The organism is Secundilactobacillus collinoides DSM 20515 = JCM 1123, assembly GCF_001435975.1.
In the GTDB taxonomy this organism is placed as follows: domain Bacteria; phylum Bacillota; class Bacilli; order Lactobacillales; family Lactobacillaceae; genus Secundilactobacillus; species Secundilactobacillus collinoides.
In genome coordinates, this window is sequence record NZ_AYYR01000056.1 from 1 (window position 1) to 18,717 (window position 18,717).

An 18,717-nucleotide genomic window follows, 5' to 3' on the forward strand; every position below is an offset into this window, starting at 1 on the left:
AAAATATGCCCTGTGATACCAAGGGATCAGTCTGTCTTCATACTTTCAAGTTTCAGGTATGTTATAAGAAATGTGGTACAAGTGAAGCACAAATTAGTTTAAGAGTTATTTTCATGAAAGTAAAGTTGTTTCAAAAAAGAATTACCGAATGTCTGTTAAAAGAAACAGGTAAACAAGACTGGCCAAACCAATGGTGACAATCAAAAAAAGTCCCGGAAACACTTCCGAGACTTTAATCGAGACTTTCATTGTGATTTTAAACGGTTAGATTAAACCAGCTGAGTAAACGTGGTCCATCAATGAACGGGTTTCAGTAAACTCGTTTGCATCATGGAGCACAACGGTAATCAACCGATCGTGGCCTGATTTCTTACCGGTCCCAACGAAGCAGTACCCTGCAAGGTCGGTGTAACCAGTTTTTAACCCATCAACGTTGAGGGCCTTTTCGTAGTATTTTCGGCCTGGCAAGAGGTTGTTATAGTTGTAGCAGAGCTGGCCTGATACGGTAACGGACCCCTTTGCGGCATCAGTTAAGACGGCCGGGTAGTCGGTGATCAGATGTTTTGCAATCAACGCAACGTCCTTTGCTGAGACCTCGTTGGCATTGCCGCCGCTCACTGAGTAGCCGTAAGTCTTCAAAGCGGATTGTTCAACGCCAGATGCTGAAACAAATGTGGCTTTGCCCAGATTCCAAGTTTTGGCCTGAGCGTTCATTAACTTAATGAACTTGGTGTTGTAGGTTGGTGTCGACCCACCGGCAACCCACTGGCCAAGCGCTGTTGCAGCGTTGTTAGATGAATCAATCAGCGCTGCTAAGTACAATTGACGAACGGTGTAGCTGCTCTTCGTAAATTTGAACCCACCGTAAACACTAGATGCCCCCATACTCTTTAACCCGGAGTATGACGTGGTCACCTTAGAACTCCAAGTTGCGCTGGTGTTGGCAACTTTTTGTTCCACTAGATATAGCGTCATCAGCTTGGAAACAGAGGCAATGGCGCGAGGGGTGTTGGCATTCTTTGACCAGAGCACTTTCCCCGTTTTTTCATCCATCGCCACCGCAGCTTTCGCAACACTTAAGGTAAAGGGTGCTTTGCCCTTCGTTAAGTAACTGTGCCAAATGTACCCGGTCACAGTCTTGGCGCCGTTAGTCACCTTGTAATAAACGGCCTTAGTTGACCCGTGTTTTAAGATAACTTCCTTAGTGGCGTACCAAGTAGTGTTCGGATAACTTGATAAATTAGCTAGTTTTTTTGTGTGTAGTTCATTGTAGACTGCACCTTTGCTGGAAGCTCGATGATAAGCAGTTTTGGTCATACTCGTCGTTTTATAAACCGAGTAAGTAGCGGCCTGAGCTGAGGGCTGATTGGCGGTTGCAAAACCAATGAAGCCCAGTAATAGTGCTAACGCAACAAGCATGGTGCCGCGCAGCTGAAAACGTGACTGACTCATATAGGTTCCTCCTCTTTGTACTCTTCAAAATAGCATGTTTTCTCACGTGTATTCAATAAATTCATCAAACTGTAACTAAACTGTGTAATTGCGGTTACTTAAATTTAATGCTTAAGGTACTATTAAGGGGGCACATCTTTGCAATTAAGACCGCAGGATGACCTTCGTCAGACAACTGTTTGCCTCATTGACGTGCCTGCGAAATGCCCACCAAGTTATTACATTAATTGCAGACAGATTGCAGACGCATTGCCGCTTGTGACAGCGGTCATGAAAAAAACAGTGCCGTGAATTTACCAACCGAATAGAAGGAAGTGCCACCATGCCATCACCAGCTGAATCCGTGTATCGATTTTTAAACGCGTTTAATCTGCCCTATGAGGTCATTTCGCATAAACCAATTTATACAGTGGCGGACATTGACTTTTCAACACCTGGCAGTCAGGTAAAGAATTTGTTGTTACAGTCAAGACGCGGCAACATCTACTTGGCGATTTTGCCGGATGATAAACGCGCTGACTTGAAACAGATAGCCAGCCAACTACATGAAAAACGGCTGCATTTCGTGTCACCTGAACAGCTGTATCAGCTCATGCGACTTCAGCCGGGGACCGTAACGCCGTTTGGTTTGTTAAACGACCGCGACCACCAGGTTCACGTGCTCATCGATGACAGTATTGACCGGCAGGCACCAATTGGCTTTCATCCGAATGTCAATGATGCCACATTGATTTTGAGCTTCCACGACTTGTTGACTGTTCTGCATTTGTTGGGCTATCAACCAGTGTGGTTAGCGTTATCAACAACCAAATAAGGGCTTCGATGTGTGATAACCGTTGTTTTACGATCAATTTGCGAAAAACATAAAAAAATAGCGTTCCCCATGCCACACAATCGTGGTGAATGAGGAACGCTTTGTTGTATCACATCTGGTGCTGATTAGTATTCTGTAATGGCTTCATCTTCAGACAGCTCAAGCCACAGCGTTAAAGCTGACGGGTTGAAGTTTGTCCATGACTGCATATCTTGATAGGCCCGTTCGAGCAGGGTGCTCTTTTTCGTCTTTTTGATTTCATCAAAAACTGAGAGGGCGAATTCATTATCCTCCAGGTCAGACATAACCGTTGGCAAATGGTGATTCCACTCGGCAATCAGATCTTGGTAGATCAATAGTTTACGTGCGCTCTTGATTGCAAAGTCAACGCCTTGTTGACGCAAACTTTCAACGTACTTATGATATTCTTCAATGACAGCGTCCCGGGCAGTGGCCCACTGCTGATCATTATAGGTTGGTAATTTTGACATAATATCCCTTCTTAGCAATAAACTAATGAAACAATGGTGTTTCTAATCATCCCAAAAAGTCACCCAATACAGTCTTTTATCTTTAATCGTTAGATGAGGACTGAAGTGTCTACAACTCAGACTACTGATTTTTGACTGATTTGTCAAAGTTTTATTTAAGAAAATTTTGGGCCATTTTTGTTACAAAAAACACAAGACAAGTGGAAACGCTTTCGGTACACTTATAATAGGAGGTGTTGGTAATGAATTTAACTACGATAAGAACAATTGGCAACCTGGGCGCGGGCACAATGGGGCACGCGACAGCCCTTCAGTTTGCGATGGCCGGGTACCCGGTAATATTGGTAGACCAAAACAATGAAGCTCTAGACAATGGCATGGCACTCATCAAAAAAGATCTGCACACATTTGCTGATAATCATATCATTGAAGATGAGGAGGTTGCCCCCATTATGGCCAGAATCACGACGACAACTGATAATCAGGCGTTAGCAAAAGCGGATTTCATTATTGAATCAGTTGTTGAGAATGTTTCAGTAAAGAAACAGGTATGGGCCGCAACTGAGCAAATCATTCGGCCAGACACCATTTGTGCAACGAATACTTCAGGTTTGGATCCGACTGAAATTGCAACGGTCTTGACGCACCCAGAGCGGTTTGTCGTGGCACATTTTTGGAATCCCGCTCAGTTGATGCCGCTAGTAGAAGTCGTCCCGGGCGAGGCGACGGCCCAAGCAACAGTGACCACAACTTTAGCGCTGCTCAATAAAATTGGCAAACACGCAGTCCCGTTACAGAAAGCCTCACTTGGGTTTGTAGGTAATCGGATCCAACTTGCCGTTTTAAGGGAGTGCCTGCACATCGTGAACCAAGGAATCGCCACACCCGAAGCTGTCGATGACATCGTGAAGTACAGTCTTGGTCGTCGTTGGGGAATTTTGGGGCCTATCGTCAGTGCGGATTTAGGCGGACTGGACGTATTTGACAATATTTCTAAGTACCTCTATGCGGATCTGAGTAATACCACTGGTGAGGATGTCCAGTTAAAGGCTAAGGTTGATGAGGGGCATTTAGGCTTGAAAACGGGTCAGGGGTTCTATGACTGGCAGGGACATGACGGTGCAAAGCTAGTGGCTGACCGGGATCAAGCATTATTGGATGCTTTGGCAAGTGATCAAAAAAAGACACAAAAATAATGTGCTGTCTGATTATAAAAATTAAATTGACCGCTAACATGCTAATTCGCTATAATAAAAGTCTTGTAATCAACGTTTAAATCAGGTTATATGGTGCACATGCGTAGGGCATGTGCATTTGTTTATTCGTGGGGTACAATGATTCTATGTAGAAATGATGGCGGAGAAGATGTTTAAAGGAATTAAATTTGTTGGTGTTTTGGGGATGGTGCTGTTGATCATGAGCAACGAAAAATTGGATAACGCACACGCGGCCAAGAAAACCACGGCTAAGGTAACGGTCAGTAACGTGCACAAGATCAGCAGCAGGGCATATGCGTTGCGGTCAGGCACTTATGGTTATTCAGCAGCGACACTGAAACATGGTGTCACACTGAGTAAAATGAGCAAAACTACGTGGTACTGCCATCAGGCAGCCACTGTGGCGGATAAGAATCAAAAACAGGAAGTTTATCAGGTGACCAGCGCGAATAGCCAGCATACATACTGGGTATTGAAATCGCAACTTCAAAGTGTGTTGAACAGTTCATTTGATCTGAAGCTGCCAGCTGCCAAAGATAAGTATCAAGAAACCAAAATCGGGTTCTTTGGGGATTCAATCCCAGATGGCTGGAATGGCTCGCGATTTTATTCCACGACGTATCCAGTTTGGTTAGGGAAGTATCTGGGCGATGAAAAACCCGTTAGCAACTATGCCTTCCCAGATGCTCGAATCGTTGGCCACCGCTGGAAAGATGTCAATGGGACTGCGCGACCGCAAGACCTTGCAGCGGTTATCAAGGCCCGGAAGAAAGCAATCCCGAAGTTTAACATGATCTTCATCCACATCGGGACGAATGACTATACACCGGGCTCTGGTTCAGGTAGCCTGAGCAATATTATGACACATTTAAAAACAAACGTGCAGGCGATTCGGAAACTGAATCCATCTGCGAAAATCTATGGCATCCTGCCACTGACCAGATACAGCAGTACTGGCATCAACAAAGATGATATAAGAAACGATAACGGCTACACGTTTGATCAATTAAAACATGCGGAACGTCAAACGTATGAAAAATTGGGTGTCAAAGTGGTCGATTTCAAAACGTTGACTCCGGGATTGATCACCAATAGCAATTACCACGTAGCACTGGCAGACCACCGATTGCATCCCAGCGCGGAAACTGCACAGAAGATGGGCCGGGCGTTGGCTAACTGGATCGCCAAGTGATCCCCTTAAAATAAGAATTTACTAAAAGACTGCCTTAACAGGTGGTCTTTTTTATTAGCGATTAGACGGTTTTGTAAAAAAACGGATACACGGTGGTACAGGCCAATCAAGGGTGCAGGTGAAACAGTTTTCAAAAAGAAACGATTGTATGACAAGGATACTGCTAGGTTTCATTATTTTATGTGGAACATGCCCACCTTTTAGGTTGTATGCAATGAAATATGATTCTTATCAAAAGAAAAAATATTTGTGATATTAATAACAATCTAAGCGTTTATGAGAAAACTCTTATTTACAATAATTTCGTGTAACCGCTTTAAATTCAGCTCAATAAGGACTATAACAAAGACGTTGAAAGAAATGAACATTAATTCACAAGAACGACTCTTATTGAAACCGTATCATCGATAATGACTGTATTGTACTGTTTCAATAGCAATTGTGAGTGAACAACGTTTCATGCCACTTTCATGAATCAGATGAATTCAATGGAGATGATGTTGTTATGCGTATCAAAGCAGCAGTTGTTGATCAAAAGGGTAGTGCATTTCAAATCAAGGATGACGTTGAGTTAGCACCGATGCAGGCGGATGACCTGCAGATCCACATGGTTGCCAGCGGCATTTGTCACTCTGACGAAGCCCTGCGTAAGGGTGATGCAGAGATTGGCTACCCAATTGTTTTAGGACATGAAGGTTCAGGCATCGTTGAAAAGGTTGGGCCAGAAGTTAAAAACTTCGAACCTGGCGACCACGTTGTCCTTTCATTTTACGGTTGCGGTGCCTGTGACAATTGTTTACAGGGCAAGCCGACGCAGTGCTTGAACTACGCTGCAAACAACCTGTCCGGTGTTCGGCCTGATGGCAGCGCCCACTTTACGGAAAATGGCCACGATGTTGCCGACATGTTTGATCAGTCTTCCTTCACTACGACGACGGTTGTACGTGAACGAAACGCCGTTAAGGTGCCAAAGGATTTGGATCTTCGTAAGCTCGGACCTCTAGGCTGCGGCTACGTTACTGGCAGCGGGACCGTCCTGAACACTTTGAAACCAAAGCCCGGTCAAACAATTGCCGTCTTCGGAACTGGAGCCGTTGGTTTGGCCGCAATGATGGCAGGTAAGATCTCAGGCTGTACAACCGTTATTGCCGTCGATGTTGTTGATTCACGGTTGGCCTTAGCCAAGGAACTGGGCGCAACGGATGTTATTAACAGCAAGACGGACAACGCCGTTGAAAAAATCAAGGCGTTGACAAATGGCCATGGTGTTGATTTCGCAGTTGATACAACCGGTGTTAAGCAAGTTATGGAAGACTCAATCCAAGCCTTAGCTCAAGGCGGGACCACAGCGACAATTGCTGTTACACCAAACCACATCGATTTGGACACCTGGAATGACCTCTGTGTCGATGACCGCTCAATCATCGGTGTTAACATGGGCGATTCCGTACCGCAAATTGATATTCCACGGTTGATTCGGTTCTACAAAGCTGGCATGTTCGACTTTGACAAGACCGAGAAATTCTACAAATTTGATCAAATCAATGAAGCTAATGCCGATTCAGGTAGTGGTAAGACAATCAAACCAATTTTGGTCATCGATCCAGATTATGAACCAGGCAAATAACCGCGTTTAACAGTGACGTGTTTAAATCATCAGTTTTAAAACTGAAAGGGAGCCATTCTAATGTCAGAAACAATCAAGCAATTAAAGCATTATCAAATGTACGTTAACGGTGAATTTAAGGATTCAAAGTCAGGCAAACTGCTGACAGTTATCAACCCATCGACCGGTGAAAAGATCTCCACGGTACCAAGTGCAACGCGTGAAGAGACACAAGAAGCAATTAATGATGCGTATGAAGCTGAAAAGACTTGGAAGTTCGTTCCGGCCGCAACCCGTGGTCAATACCTTCACGATGTTGCATCAGCCATTCGTGACGATTCAGAGCACCTGATCGACATGTTGCAGGAAGAACAGGGGAAGATTCGTTCATTAGCTAAAACGGAAATTCTGTTCTCCGCTGATTACTTTGATTACATGGCTTCAGCAGCACGGACTTACGAAGGCGAAATTCTTCAATCAGATAACGCCAATGAAAACATTATGATCACGAAGCAGCCAATCGGTGTTGCCGCTGGAATCTTACCATGGAACTTCCCATTCTTCCTGATTGCACGGAAGATGGGTCCAGCGTTAGTTACTGGGAATACCATCGTGATGAAACCAAGTTCTGACACACCAAATTTTGCGTTGGAATTTGCTAAGATCGTTGACAAGATCGGCATTCCAAAGGGCGTTGTTAACTTTGTTACTGGTCCTGGCTCAGTTGTTGGTGACGAATTATCAAAGAACAAGAAGATCGGTATCATCAGTTTGACCGGTTCTGTCAACTCCGGTAAGCAGGTTATGGCTTCGGCTGCTACTCACATGGCTAAGGTTTCTCTTGAACTCGGTGGGAAAGCACCAGCTATCGTTTGCTCTGACGCCGACATTGACCTCGCCGTTCAATCCATTATTGATTCACGAGTAGATAACAATGGTCAACTTTGCAACAACTGCGAACGGATCTACGTTCAAGAAGACGTTGCTGATGAATTTACAAAGAAGTTAAGTGACAAGATGGCCGCAATTAAGGTCGCCAACCCAATTACGGACAAAGATTCTGGTATCGGCCCGCTGATCAACCAAGCTGCTTTGGATAAAGTAGCCGGCATGGTAGACCGGGCAGTTGCTGCTGGCGGCAAGGTAACGGCAGGTGGCCACAAGGTTAAGATCGAAAACGGCTTCTACTATGAACCAACGGTCATTACCAACGTTAAGCAGGATTCTGAAATTATTCAGGACGAAATCTTTGGCCCAGTATTACCAGTTGTCACCTTTAAGACTTTAGATGACGCGATTGAAATGGCCAACGACAGTGACTTTGGGTTGACTTCATCGATCTTTACCCAAAACATTGATAATGCCCAACGCGCTTCAAATGAATTGGAAGATGGCGAAACCTACATCAACCGGTTCAACTTTGAAGCCATGAACGGGTCACACTCAGGCTGGAAGGAATCCGGTATCGGTGGTGATGATGGTCGTCACGGAATCGATGAATTCTTGAACACCCATGTGATTTACCTGCAGGGGCATCCTGAGAAGACCCAGGGCTGATCAGTGCGCAACTGAGTGATTGGGAGCTGTGAACTTGAACTTGTCGGCGTGTGCTATTAGACGACATTGCCGAAATAAACTCGGCAGGTTAAGGGCTTCTGTAAAAACAGCTTCTAACATTAATTCCAAGTGCGGGGATTTTTGTTGAAGCTGTTTTTGCTTTGTTGGGGTGCGTATAGCGTTTTGCTAATTTGGAATCGAAACGTGTTCCGACAGGCAAGTACCTTACGCTCCGCCCCTTAAACGCCTTGCTTCACACTCTTCAGCATTTGTCACCCAGCGCCTTTTCTGTTAAGCTGAATGTAACCGTTTACAAACCCGTATTTTGCTTTATTATTGCGTTGGTGTGGTCTGAATCGGGGATGCAAATGTGCGGTTTGATGTTTGTTTCAGAAAGCCGGTATGCCGTTTTAAGTGGAAAGCTGGTATTGGCGGGCTCGCGATGCAGACGTTAGACTGATTTCCAATTATGGAATGGAGGAATTTGGAATGGCAATTGTGGTTTCTGTTTTAAAGGAAGAACAGGCTCATGAGAACCGGGTCGCCATTGATCCGGATGTCACTAAGCGACTCGTAAAAGCTGGTGCAAAGGTGCTAGTTGAGCGAGGTGCCGGCGAGGAATCGTACTACAGCGATGATAGCTACGAACAAGCTGGTGCTAAACTGGTGGACCGGCAGACGGCACTGAGTGAGGGAAATGTCGTTGCGGTGATCAATCGACCGGGCGATGACACGCTAAAAGCGTTAAAGTCTGGTCAAGTATTGATTGGTCTTCTGAGTGCACTAATTGATCCGGACAAGATGCAGCAGTTGGCTGATCAAAAGGTGAGCGCTTTGTCGTTTGAATTATTACCGCGGACGATCAGTCGGGCTCAGACCATGGATGTGTTGAGTTCGCAATCTAGTATTGCCGGCTACAAGGCAGCTCTGGTTGCAAGTGACCTTTATCCAAAGTATTTTCCAATGATGATCACTGCTGCTGGGACAGTCAAACCAGCTAAGGTCCTTGTATTGGGGACCGGGGTTGCTGGCCTGCAAGCCATTGGGACGGCTAAACGGCTTGGTGCTGTTGTTTCAGGTTATGACGTTCGGCCGGCTTCAAAGGGTGAAGTTGAGTCGTTAGGGGCTGACTTCCTGACAAGCTCTGTTTCAAACGGGGCTGGTTCGGGCGGTTATGCTCGTGCATTGACGGCTGAAGAAACAGCTAAACAGCAAGCAGAACTTGCTGGATTCATCGCCGAAAATGACGTCATTATTACGACCGCGCAAGTACCGGGGCATAAACCACCGTTGATGGTTCCCCAAGCTAGTGTTGATAATGCCAAGCCGGGGACTGTCTTTATTGATTTGGCAGCGAGCGATTTAGGCGGCAACGTTGCTGGCAGTAAACCATATGAAACGGTCACGACTGACAATCAAGTCATGGTGGTTGGTGCATCCAACCTGGCCAGCGAACTGCCGCATTCAGCTTCGCAGTTATTTGCTAAAAATGTTCAAGCAGTTATTAACGCGATGCTGGATGATGATGGCAACATTGCCATTGATCCAACCGACGATGTTTTCAGTGGTTTAACGGCAACCACGAGCGGCGATATTGTTAACGAACGGTTGCGCGAGGCGCTTAACTTACCACCGCTGACCAAACCGGAACCAGCAACCGCGACTGAGGCACCAACCGAATCGAAGGGGGCTGAGTAGCATGAGTCAGGAATTATATACGAACCTTGCCATTTTTGTGTTAAGTCTGCTGGTGGGCTTTGAAGTCATCAGTAAAATTCCGGCAACGTTGCACACACCGATGATGTCTGGTGCTAACGCCATTCATGGCGTGGTTGTTGTCGGCAGTATCTTGGTTGCCCTAGAAGCAGATTCGCCGTTGTTTTACGTGATTGCGTTTATTGCTGCTGTTTTGGGCGCCGTCAACGTGGCTGGTGGCTACGTGGTCACCGACCGGATGCTGGAGATGTTCTCCAAGCCTAAGGAGAAGCAGGATGATACCAAAGGAGGCGAGCACTAATGTCAGGATTAATGACTGTTGTTTCGCTTTCATACCTTGTCAGTGCTGCTTGTTATGTGATCGGCCTGCACATGATGCGGACACCAAAAACGGCAAGAAATGGTAACCGGCTGTCATCAGTCGGGATGTTCCTAGCAGTGATCATGACCTTTATTGTCGCCCTGGTAAAACACCAGGCTTCCGCAATGGGCTGGATCTTATTGATTGTTGCGCTTGTTATCGGGGTCGGCTATGGTGTTTATAAGGCTCGAACCGTTAAAATGACGGACATGCCGCAACTGGTTAGTTTATTCAACGCCGTGGGTGGCGGTGCTGCGGCTGCCATCGGGACGTTTGATTATTTGAGCAAGCCAAACGGTGCATCACTTGCGTTTGCGTTCTCGTTTCCAGTTATCTTGGACTTAGTTATTGGGAGCGTCACCTTTTCGGGATCGTTGATTGCGACCGGGAAGCTGTCTGGCCACGTATCAGGGAAGCCGATTAGTTTCCCAGGGGCTAAGCTCTTAAACGGCCTCGTGGTCCTTTTGATATTGGGCAGTATCGTATTGACGGTCGGATTTCCAACCAATGTTTGGACGCTGGTGCTCGCCATTGTTGCCAGTCTGGTCTTCGGGATTTTAATGACCATCCCAATTGGCGGTGCTGATATGCCGGTTGTCGTTTCCTTACTGAACGCCTTTACCGGGTTAGCTGTTGCCATGGCAGGGTTCGTCATTGATAACCAAGTCTTGATCATTGCCGGGGCCCTCGTTGGGGCTGCTGGGACGATCCTGACGCTGCAAATGGCCGCTGCCATGAACCGTTCCGTTGCCAACATTATTGCCGGTGGGTTTGGGACTGGTGATAGTGGGGGTACCGCAACCGATGACGTACCTGTTAACGTCAAGGAAACTTCCGCTGACGATATTGGGGTGCAATTGGCCTATGCTAAGAACGTTATGATCATCCCTGGCTACGGGTTGGCTGCAGCTCAAGCCCAACACGAAGTCGCCGAACTGGCAAAATTGCTGACCGATAACGGCATCAACGTGAATTACGCAATTCACCCAGTTGCTGGGCGGATGCCTGGTCACATGAACGTGCTCTTGGCTGAAGTGAACGTCCCTTATGATCAAATGAAACAGTTGGAAGAAGCTAACTCAATGTTTGAAAATACGGATGTTTCACTGGTCATCGGTGCGAACGATGTCACGAATCCAGCTGCCCGGAAACCAAATACGGCGATCTCCGGGATGCCGATTTTGGATGTCGATAAATCAAAGTCGGTCGTTGTGATCAAGCGTTCCATGAGTACCGGTTATGCGGGCATTCAAAACGAACTCTTCTCAGACGACCAGACCAGCATGTTCTTCTCGGATGCTAAGAAGGGGCTGCAAGACATTATTGCGGCAACTAAGGAGTATTTGGATCAATAAGTTAACTTAAGATGTGGTTTAATTTGGAGCACTGGCAGTTAAAGTCCGTGCTCTTTTTTTGTGGTGCTGTTCCCACTGGATTGCAAGCCGCAAAACGAGACAATTATCATTAAATAGACCAGCGTTAAATTATTGAACAACTGTCATATTTGCAGTAAGCTCAAAGCATCAATTAGGTGTCGCAAACTGATAAAAACTTTCAAAGGGGTTGATAGGCATGCCAATGATCGATATCTATGCACCCAAAGGGTTATTTAAGGATCCCCACGCGTTAGCACAAGTAGCCGCGAAAACGGTGATGACCGTTGAACAGGTACCGCCGATTCGAATGTTCAGAGAAAACACCGCGGGTTTTGTTCACGAAATTGACCCGTCAGCGTATTCAAACGTTGATGGAGAAAGTGACCATGTTCGGGTGCAGGTCTTAACAAATCAAGGTGCTTTGAACCGTGATCAACAGCTGGCGTTAACAGCACAACTGACGGATTTGATTGCTGATACGGCTGGAGATGCAACACTCAAAGATCGAACCTGGGTGCTATTGACCGAGGCGGAAGCCGGCGGTTGGGGGTTGTGGGGTCACGCGCATACAAATGAAGAACTAGTAAAGGAAGCGCAGAAAAGAATCGCTAACGGCGAAAAGTGATTGCGTTGATGGTGATAATTTCGAACAAAAAAAGCGACCGGAATTGAGTTGAATTCCGGCCACTTTTGTGTCGTTTTTAGGTGAAACAGTGCGACTGTTTAACAAATAAAGCCAATTTAATGCGTTTTGAGATGCGCAGCAAAGGCCTGGACGTTTTCGCTTTTAAACGACGTCATCGGGATGGCCATTTTTGCTGTTTGATAGGAAAATGTAAACACAGCGTTGCCAAAGTTCATTAAGACGAAGTTTGCGGCTTCACTGTCGGTATCGATGTCAGCTCTAATTTCACCCTCCGCCTGCATTTTAGTGAAATTGTTTTTCACTAAAGAGACGAAGCGCACGGGTAGTTTTTGCAGTGCTTTGCCGACTTCTGGAAACTGATAAGACTCACGCACACCAACTAGAAAGACGACCTTATGATGCTGCACAAATTCATTGTAGATATCCGCGACGCGTTGTAAATCAGTCACGATGTCGCCAGAATGCTGAAAGTTTTGGCCGACCTGATCCACGTCATCGAGATAGTCATTGATGATACGTTCTAAAATCGTCCGCTTATCTTTAAAATGGCGAAAGATTGTGCTTTCATTTACGCCGGCAGTTTCGGCAATTTTTTTTGTCGTTGTTCCCTGGTAGCCATATTTTAAAGCAAGGTCCGAAAACGCTGCGATAATTTTTGCGTCTGTTGATTGTGCTGCCATCGTGCACACACTCCTTACAATTAACTTAACTGTTCAAATTGTAACATTGGTTGGTGCTTGCGGAGCGCAACAATCCCTAAATTAATGAGAATTGTGACAAAAGTGAGGGTCAGCAATCCCAGCCAGATGCCGGTCGTGCCTGTTCCACCATACATGATATTGAAGTCGGCTCTGACAGCGTAATACATTGGCATCAGACCATGAATCCCTTTAAAGAAGGTATTCATCGCGATAACGGGAACCATTCCAGCACCAGCTACAACTTGCAGCATGGTGAGGAAGGTGTTGAGCGCTGTTCCGATTTGCCCCAACAGTAAAACGAGGACTGCATTGAAGTTATAGGCGGAGAAGAGCAGCAGGGCAGACGTGATCCACAAATCAGCGAACGAGCTGCTGGCCAATCCCATCATTGCAACAACGGCCCATGAAACAAACGCTGTCCCGATAATCGCAATCAGTGCCATACTAATCTCCATGTTGATAAACGATTTAAAACGCCCAATTTGTTTCGCAAATTTTACGTAAGTGCCATATAGCATAATCGTGCCAAACAGCGCGCTGATGTAAAGCGCTAGGTTCGTAATGAATGGCGCGAGGGAATAGTTAAGCCCCTCCTTCACCTGGTTTTTAACGTGAATTTTCGTTTTGACTGAGCTGGCCATCGGGGCGGCCTTCTTTTTCGCATTTTTTAGAATGGTTTCTTTTTGCGTTGCGGCTTTACTCGTTGCGGTCTGCTTGGAACTGGCAATTGATTTTTGAAGCCGGGCAGTAAGGTTTGCTTGAGATTGCGAGGGCGCGGCAGCAATTTTGGCCTTTTCGGTTGCCACCTTTGAATTTGTTTTGGCCTGTGTATGCTTGATACGTGTTTGTAATTTTGTGAGCGCCGGTTCAGCAATCATTACGGTGCTCTTTTGTAAAACGATATTGGTATTGACAGTTGTGCCGATAGTTTTGGCAACTGACTTCATGCCTGACACAACAGAAGTCTGGTTTGAGTCGTTGATGTAGAAGTTCAGGCTGACCTGCTTGTTGGCGCTGACGTCCGTGTTGAAACTTTTTGGAATATCGACAATGAGGTAGGTCTTGCGGTCATTTAATTGTTTTTTAGCCTGACTCAGATTTGTCGTTGTCTTTACGGTATCAAAGGGCAGGGCACGCTTTAGCTGGCGTGCGAGTTTTTTACTCTTCTGATCCTGATTGACCACCGTGACAGGTAATTTGTTCAGGCTATTAGGCATCGCGTGGTAACCCGTAAAGTAGATGGCAAAGATGACAATGCCATAAATTAATACGATAGTGACTGCTAACAGCGATCCTTTGCTTTTTAAGAATTTTTCAAGTGTCATTTGTGAATCCCCCTTAACTAAGTAATGAGTACGAGAATAGCACCATTTTATTATGCATGCAAGTGCTTGCTTGCATAATATTATTTATAATTTCTGTCCAATGCTGATGAAATCTGATGATAACTTGATTGCAGGCGTTTTTTACCAGTTGAAATATGTTAAACTTTAACTAATATGTACTCGTGAAAGGAACCTGTTGGTATGGTTAAAGCAATTGCCTTTTTTGACTTGGACGGAACGCTGCTCAACGCCGAAACACAGTTAGACGAAGACGTCATTGACGCCATGCATCAGTTGCAAAAAAACGATGTCCTGCCGGTGATTTCGAGTGGGCGAAACTTATTTGAAGCCCGCAACATTATGGCCCAGACGGGTATCGACTCACTGGTCGGTGCCAATGGTTCTTACGTAATGTTGCACGGTGACCCGATTTATACGGCAGAAATCAATCATAAAGTCATTAGTAAATTCGAAGCCTTTGTGCGCACGCAAAATGAAGCTTTTATTGTGTTGAATGACAAGGATGCACGCAGCAATCGGGTGACAGAAGCCACGAAACAGGCTTATCGTTTTGTGAACAGTCCGGTGCCAATCGTCAACCCGATCTATTGGCAACTTAATCCGATCTATATGATGATCATCATGACGGATCACGATGATGACCGCTACATTAAATCGTTTGAAAATGACCTGACCTTTTATCGCAATACGCCGTATAGTATGGATATTGTGGTGAAAAACGGTTCCAAAAGGGCGGGGATAATGCAACTGTTATCACGGCCGGAGTTTAAAGATGTGCCGACCTATGCATTTGGCGATGGTAACAACGATATTTCGATGTTGGAACTCGTTGACCACCCAGTTGCGATGGGGAATGCGTTGGATCATGTGAAACCCTACGCCGAATTTGTGACGTCAGCCAATGTTGACCACGGTATTGTAAACGGACTAAAGCACTTCGATCTGTTGTAATCTGGAAGACTTCTGACTTTGCAGGGGGGCACAATTATGATAGACTTGTTGTTGGACTTAATTTATGGGGTCGTTAAGGATTCGACAGGTATAGGTTGAGCCTAGATTGCGTTTCGTAGTGAGGAACTACGCTAAAAGCCTCAACCTTTTTTAACTGCAAATAACAGTTCAAAATCTCTTGCATTAGCTGCCTAAATAGCGCTATACAAGGATCCGTCTGACTTCGTCCATGAGTCGGGTAGCGGGTCTTACCTTTAGTGGACTTACGCCAGAAGCTCACGTCTGAAGTAACTGGAAGAGTCTAATCAGACTAGCACGTTGAGTTAGCCCTGACAGGCGGCGCGTCAGCGTGTGAAACTTAAGTAGTCTGCCTATGAACGTAGATATTTGGGTGGCAATATGCTTGGACGCGGGTTCGACTCCCGCCGACTCCATTGCTGGAAAGGATGACCGAACCATCGGTCATCCTTTTTCTTTGCCCTTAGAGCATTAAAAAAGCTGGCAGTTGACAATCGAGGTTGTAACCGCTTGTGACAGCGCGTAAACTTGATTTGAGAACGACTTCCATTTTCGAGTATAATGGCATTAATATTGTAAGAAGTAGTGATGAACACGGGACTGACAACGACCTTTACTAACTCAAAGGAAGGGTCGGATACCCAAGAGGGTGCGTCGGTATCCAGTTTGTTGCTAAGAGGGAGCGACTACCGGGTGTGAACGGCACGCGGCAGTATTTAAGGTGAAAACCAAAATGTCGGAGGAAACTTCATGAAACTGTTAATGATTGAGGATAACAAATCAGTATCAGAAATGATGCAGATGTTTTTTAAAAAAGAGGATTGGGATGCACACTTTGCGTATGATGGCATCCAGGCTGTTAAAATGTTTAAGGAAACACCTAATGATTGGGATATGATTACGCTTGATTTGAACTTGCCAGGCATGGACGGCATGCAAGCCAGCGCTGAAATTCGGAAATTGTCCCCAACTGTACCAATCATTATGCTCACGGCACGTGATTCTGAAAGTGATCAAGTGTTGGGACTTGAAATGGGCGCCGATGACTATGTCACAAAACCCTTTAGTCCTATTACGCTGATTGCGCGCATCAAGGCACTGGATCGGCGTGCAAAACTCGGCTCAAGCAAGTCGACGGCAGAAAACACAGCTGTAGCAGTTTCGGAACCGGAAGAAGCGGATGAAGACAGTCGTTTTGAAGTGACGACAGATAATTTCAGACTGAACAGCAAGACGCGGGAGGCCTACCTTAACGGCAAGCAGATCCGTGACCTGACTCCAAAGGAATTTGACTTGTTGAAGACGCTGGCCACTAAACCGCGTCAGGTGTTCTCTCGGGAGCAACTCTTACAACTGGTCTGGGATTACGAGTATTACGGTGACGAACGGACAGTGGATGCCCACATTAAGAAACTGCGTCAAAAGATTGAAAAAGTCGGCCCGCAAATTATTCAAACGGTCTGGGGCGTCGGCTACAAATTTGATGATACTGGAGCAGATAAGTAATGAAACTCGTTTATCAACAAATGCTGGCCTTTTTTGCGGTCATTGCTACAGTTTTAATTCTGCTGGGATTCTCGTTTAGTCAGATGACCAGAAACATGGTCTACCAAAATACTTGGACCAGTTTAGAGAAGTACGCCAATAGTTTGGTGGAACAGTCGGTTCGTATTTCGTCCGGCAACGCCAACAAGGTGACCTTCGATTCAGAATCGCTGTTAAACAGTGAGGTATTGCTGCGCAACCAGTCTGTGCACTTTACCATCTATAACAAGAGCAATACCGCAGTGTTCCCCGATAATGTCTATAGCTCTAAGATTGGGGCCTCGGACTGGCAGAAGTTGAAGGCGGGAAAAATCGTCCAGAAGGTCACTGATACGCAGGTAAAAACGACCAGTGGTCAGGTTGAGCCGGCAATGACGGACATTTTGAAACCATACTTTTACACAGATAGTAATAATAAACGGCACTTGATTGCCGTTATTAAAATTGGTGCGTTTATTTCTAACGTGAACTCTAATATTTCGGCCATCAATGCTAATCTGACCAAGGCATTGATCGTTGCCAGCTTGGTGGCTCTGTTGTTTGCCTACATTGTTTCACGTTATCTAACGTTGCGGATCAACCGGTTACGCCGAGCAACAAATCAGGTTGCAAAGGGCAATTACGACGTTGAGCTGCCAAGTAAGAACCGTGACGAAATTGACGACCTGATCAATGATTTTAACGACATGACCCTGTCGTTGCGTGAATCTGAAGCCGAGATCCAACGGCAGGAGGAACGCCGGCGTGCCATTATGGCGGATGCGGCTCATGAAATGCGGACGCCTTTGACCACCATCAATGGCTTGCTGGAAGGCTTGGCTTACGACGCTATTCCGGAAGACAGCAAGGAACAAAGTATTGAATTGATGCGTAATGAAACGAAACGGCTGATTCGACTGGTCAATGAAAATCTGGATTACGAAAAGATTCGCAACAATCAGATTGCGTTACAGAAACAGTCGTTTAACGCCATTGAAACGTTGGACAATATGGTCGAACAGCTGCATCAAAAGGCGACTGCTAAAAACGATGAACTGATTGTTAACGGTCCCAAAGATCTAGAAGTATACGCCGACTATGACCGGTTCGTTCAGGTGATGTTTAACATCACACAAAACGCGATTCAGTTTACGGACAACGGCCAAATTACAATCGTTGCCCAGCGTGGTTTCCATGAGAGCATTTTTAAGATCTCTGATACGGGAATCGGGATGTCAGAAGAAGAGTTGGCCAATATTTGGGAACGCTACTATAAAGCTGACCCGTCCCGTACCAACACGAAGTACGGAGAATCTGGGCTTGGACTAGCCATCGTTCACCAACTGGTCCTGCTTCATAACGGAAAGTTGGAAGTGACCAGTAAAGTGGGTGAGGGGACAACCTTCACGATTATTTTCCCTGATGAGGACCATGATCAGTATGAGCGGCCGAAAGCCTAACATTTTAAAATCACACAACATTCTCAATCATGCATAAAATTTTTTTAGAAAATGCATAATAGCCGATACCTCAAATGGTATAGGCTATTTTTTGTGATTTATAAATCTTGATGAGCGCGGGAAGTTGCGCCAAATAAGGCCATTTGTGCGACATTTAGCAATAATAGAGGTATAATCCAACCGAACATTGGGAATTGATTAGAATCAGAAGATTCGGAAGAAAGGGCTTTTATTTTTCCCCCGATTTAAAATTGAAGTGCAACACTTGATAACTAGACCAATTAGACTA

General features: G+C 45.6%; 17 protein-coding genes and 1 other RNA gene. 14 read left to right on the top strand and 4 right to left on the bottom strand.

Translation table 11 applies throughout. From position 1 onward, the window contains the following. Positions 1-197, top strand: a 197-nt coding sequence (locus FC82_RS17195; RefSeq protein ID WP_235809219.1) for a hypothetical protein, incomplete at its 5' end; no start/stop codon positions are given. A gap of 67 nt (positions 198-264) precedes the next feature. On the opposite strand, the gene FC82_RS10425 is transcribed toward FC82_RS17195, so the two are convergent. After that, a complete protein-coding gene (locus tag FC82_RS10425) occupies positions 265-1,452 on the bottom strand; it encodes a serine hydrolase (protein WP_056996954.1) in 1,188 nt (395 codons plus the stop codon). 322 nt (positions 1,453-1,774) lie between these two features. Here FC82_RS10425 and FC82_RS10430 point away from each other — a divergent pair, with 322 nt between their 5' ends. Further along, positions 1,775-2,266: a YbaK/EbsC family protein gene (locus FC82_RS10430; protein ID WP_054762482.1), complete on the top strand. Its 492-nt coding sequence runs from the start codon at positions 1,775-1,777 to the stop codon at positions 2,264-2,266. A 125-nt stretch (positions 2,267-2,391) separates the two neighbouring features. Here FC82_RS10430 and FC82_RS10435 read toward each other — a convergent pair whose 3' ends face one another. Further along, complete coding sequence (locus FC82_RS10435) at positions 2,392-2,757, bottom strand: hypothetical protein (protein WP_235809220.1); 366 nt, start codon at positions 2,755-2,757, stop codon at positions 2,392-2,394. A gap of 242 nt (positions 2,758-2,999) precedes the next feature. On the opposite strand from FC82_RS10435, the gene FC82_RS10440 reads away from it, so the two are divergent. From FC82_RS10440 to FC82_RS10475, 8 genes are all read left to right on the top strand, one after another. Then, entirely contained in the window at positions 3,000-3,953 is a 954-nt protein-coding gene (locus FC82_RS10440; protein WP_056996955.1) for a 3-hydroxyacyl-CoA dehydrogenase family protein, read from the top strand. Positions 3,954-4,122: 169 nt separating this feature from the next. After that, positions 4,123-5,166, top strand: a complete 1,044-nt coding sequence (locus tag FC82_RS10445; protein WP_054762484.1) for an SGNH/GDSL hydrolase family protein — start codon at positions 4,123-4,125, stop codon at positions 5,164-5,166. Between the two features lie 505 nt (positions 5,167-5,671). Then, the gene (locus tag FC82_RS10450) at positions 5,672-6,793 is read left to right on the top strand and encodes an NAD(P)-dependent alcohol dehydrogenase (RefSeq protein WP_056996956.1); all 1,122 of its coding nucleotides are present in this window, start codon (positions 5,672-5,674) and stop codon (positions 6,791-6,793) included. 60 nt (positions 6,794-6,853) lie between these two features. Beyond that, complete coding sequence (aldA, locus tag FC82_RS10455) at positions 6,854-8,329, top strand: aldehyde dehydrogenase (RefSeq protein ID WP_056996957.1); 1,476 nt, start codon at positions 6,854-6,856, stop codon at positions 8,327-8,329. A 489-nt stretch (positions 8,330-8,818) separates the two neighbouring features. Beyond that, complete coding sequence (locus FC82_RS10460) at positions 8,819-10,027, top strand: NAD(P) transhydrogenase subunit alpha (RefSeq protein ID WP_054762488.1); 1,209 nt, start codon at positions 8,819-8,821, stop codon at positions 10,025-10,027. Between the two features lies 1 nt (position 10,028). After that, positions 10,029-10,346 (top strand): NAD(P) transhydrogenase subunit alpha part 2, encoded by a 318-nt coding sequence (locus FC82_RS10465; RefSeq protein ID WP_054762490.1) that lies wholly within the window; start codon positions 10,029-10,031, stop codon positions 10,344-10,346. Continuing rightward, positions 10,346-11,761 (top strand): NAD(P)(+) transhydrogenase (Re/Si-specific) subunit beta, encoded by a 1,416-nt coding sequence (locus FC82_RS10470; protein WP_054762492.1) that lies wholly within the window; start codon positions 10,346-10,348, stop codon positions 11,759-11,761. The genes FC82_RS10465 and FC82_RS10470 overlap by 1 nt, the downstream gene beginning before the upstream one ends. A 217-nt stretch (positions 11,762-11,978) precedes the next feature. Continuing rightward, a complete protein-coding gene (locus tag FC82_RS10475) occupies positions 11,979-12,407 on the top strand; it encodes a tautomerase family protein (protein WP_056996958.1) in 429 nt (142 codons plus the stop codon). A 116-nt stretch (positions 12,408-12,523) separates the two neighbouring features. Here FC82_RS10475 and FC82_RS10480 read toward each other — a convergent pair whose 3' ends face one another. Both FC82_RS10480 and FC82_RS10485 read right to left on the bottom strand, forming a co-directional pair. Then, complete coding sequence (locus tag FC82_RS10480; RefSeq protein ID WP_054762496.1) at positions 12,524-13,108, bottom strand: TetR/AcrR family transcriptional regulator; 585 nt, start codon at positions 13,106-13,108, stop codon at positions 12,524-12,526. A 20-nt stretch (positions 13,109-13,128) separates the two neighbouring features. After that, positions 13,129-14,454 carry a YhgE/Pip domain-containing protein gene (locus tag FC82_RS10485; protein WP_056996959.1) on the bottom strand — a complete coding sequence of 442 codons (1,326 nt, stop codon included), beginning with the start codon at positions 14,452-14,454 and terminating at the stop codon, positions 13,129-13,131. 201 nt (positions 14,455-14,655) lie between these two features. Between FC82_RS10485 and FC82_RS10490 the strand changes: the two genes are divergently transcribed. From FC82_RS10490 to FC82_RS10500, 4 genes are all read left to right on the top strand, one after another. Next, on the top strand, positions 14,656-15,426 hold the full coding sequence (locus FC82_RS10490) for a Cof-type HAD-IIB family hydrolase (protein WP_056996960.1): 771 nt from the start codon (positions 14,656-14,658) through the stop codon (positions 15,424-15,426). 66 nt (positions 15,427-15,492) lie between these two features. Continuing rightward, positions 15,493-15,863, top strand: a transfer-messenger RNA (tmRNA) gene (gene ssrA / locus FC82_RS16545). Between the two features lie 331 nt (positions 15,864-16,194). Next, on the top strand, positions 16,195-16,950 hold the full coding sequence (locus FC82_RS10495; protein ID WP_056996961.1) for a response regulator transcription factor: 756 nt from the start codon (positions 16,195-16,197) through the stop codon (positions 16,948-16,950). Beyond that, the gene (locus FC82_RS10500) at positions 16,950-18,428 is read left to right on the top strand and encodes a sensor histidine kinase (protein WP_054762502.1); all 1,479 of its coding nucleotides are present in this window, start codon (positions 16,950-16,952) and stop codon (positions 18,426-18,428) included. Before FC82_RS10495 ends, FC82_RS10500 begins: the two co-directional genes overlap by 1 nt. Positions 18,429-18,717 lie beyond the last annotated feature (289 nt).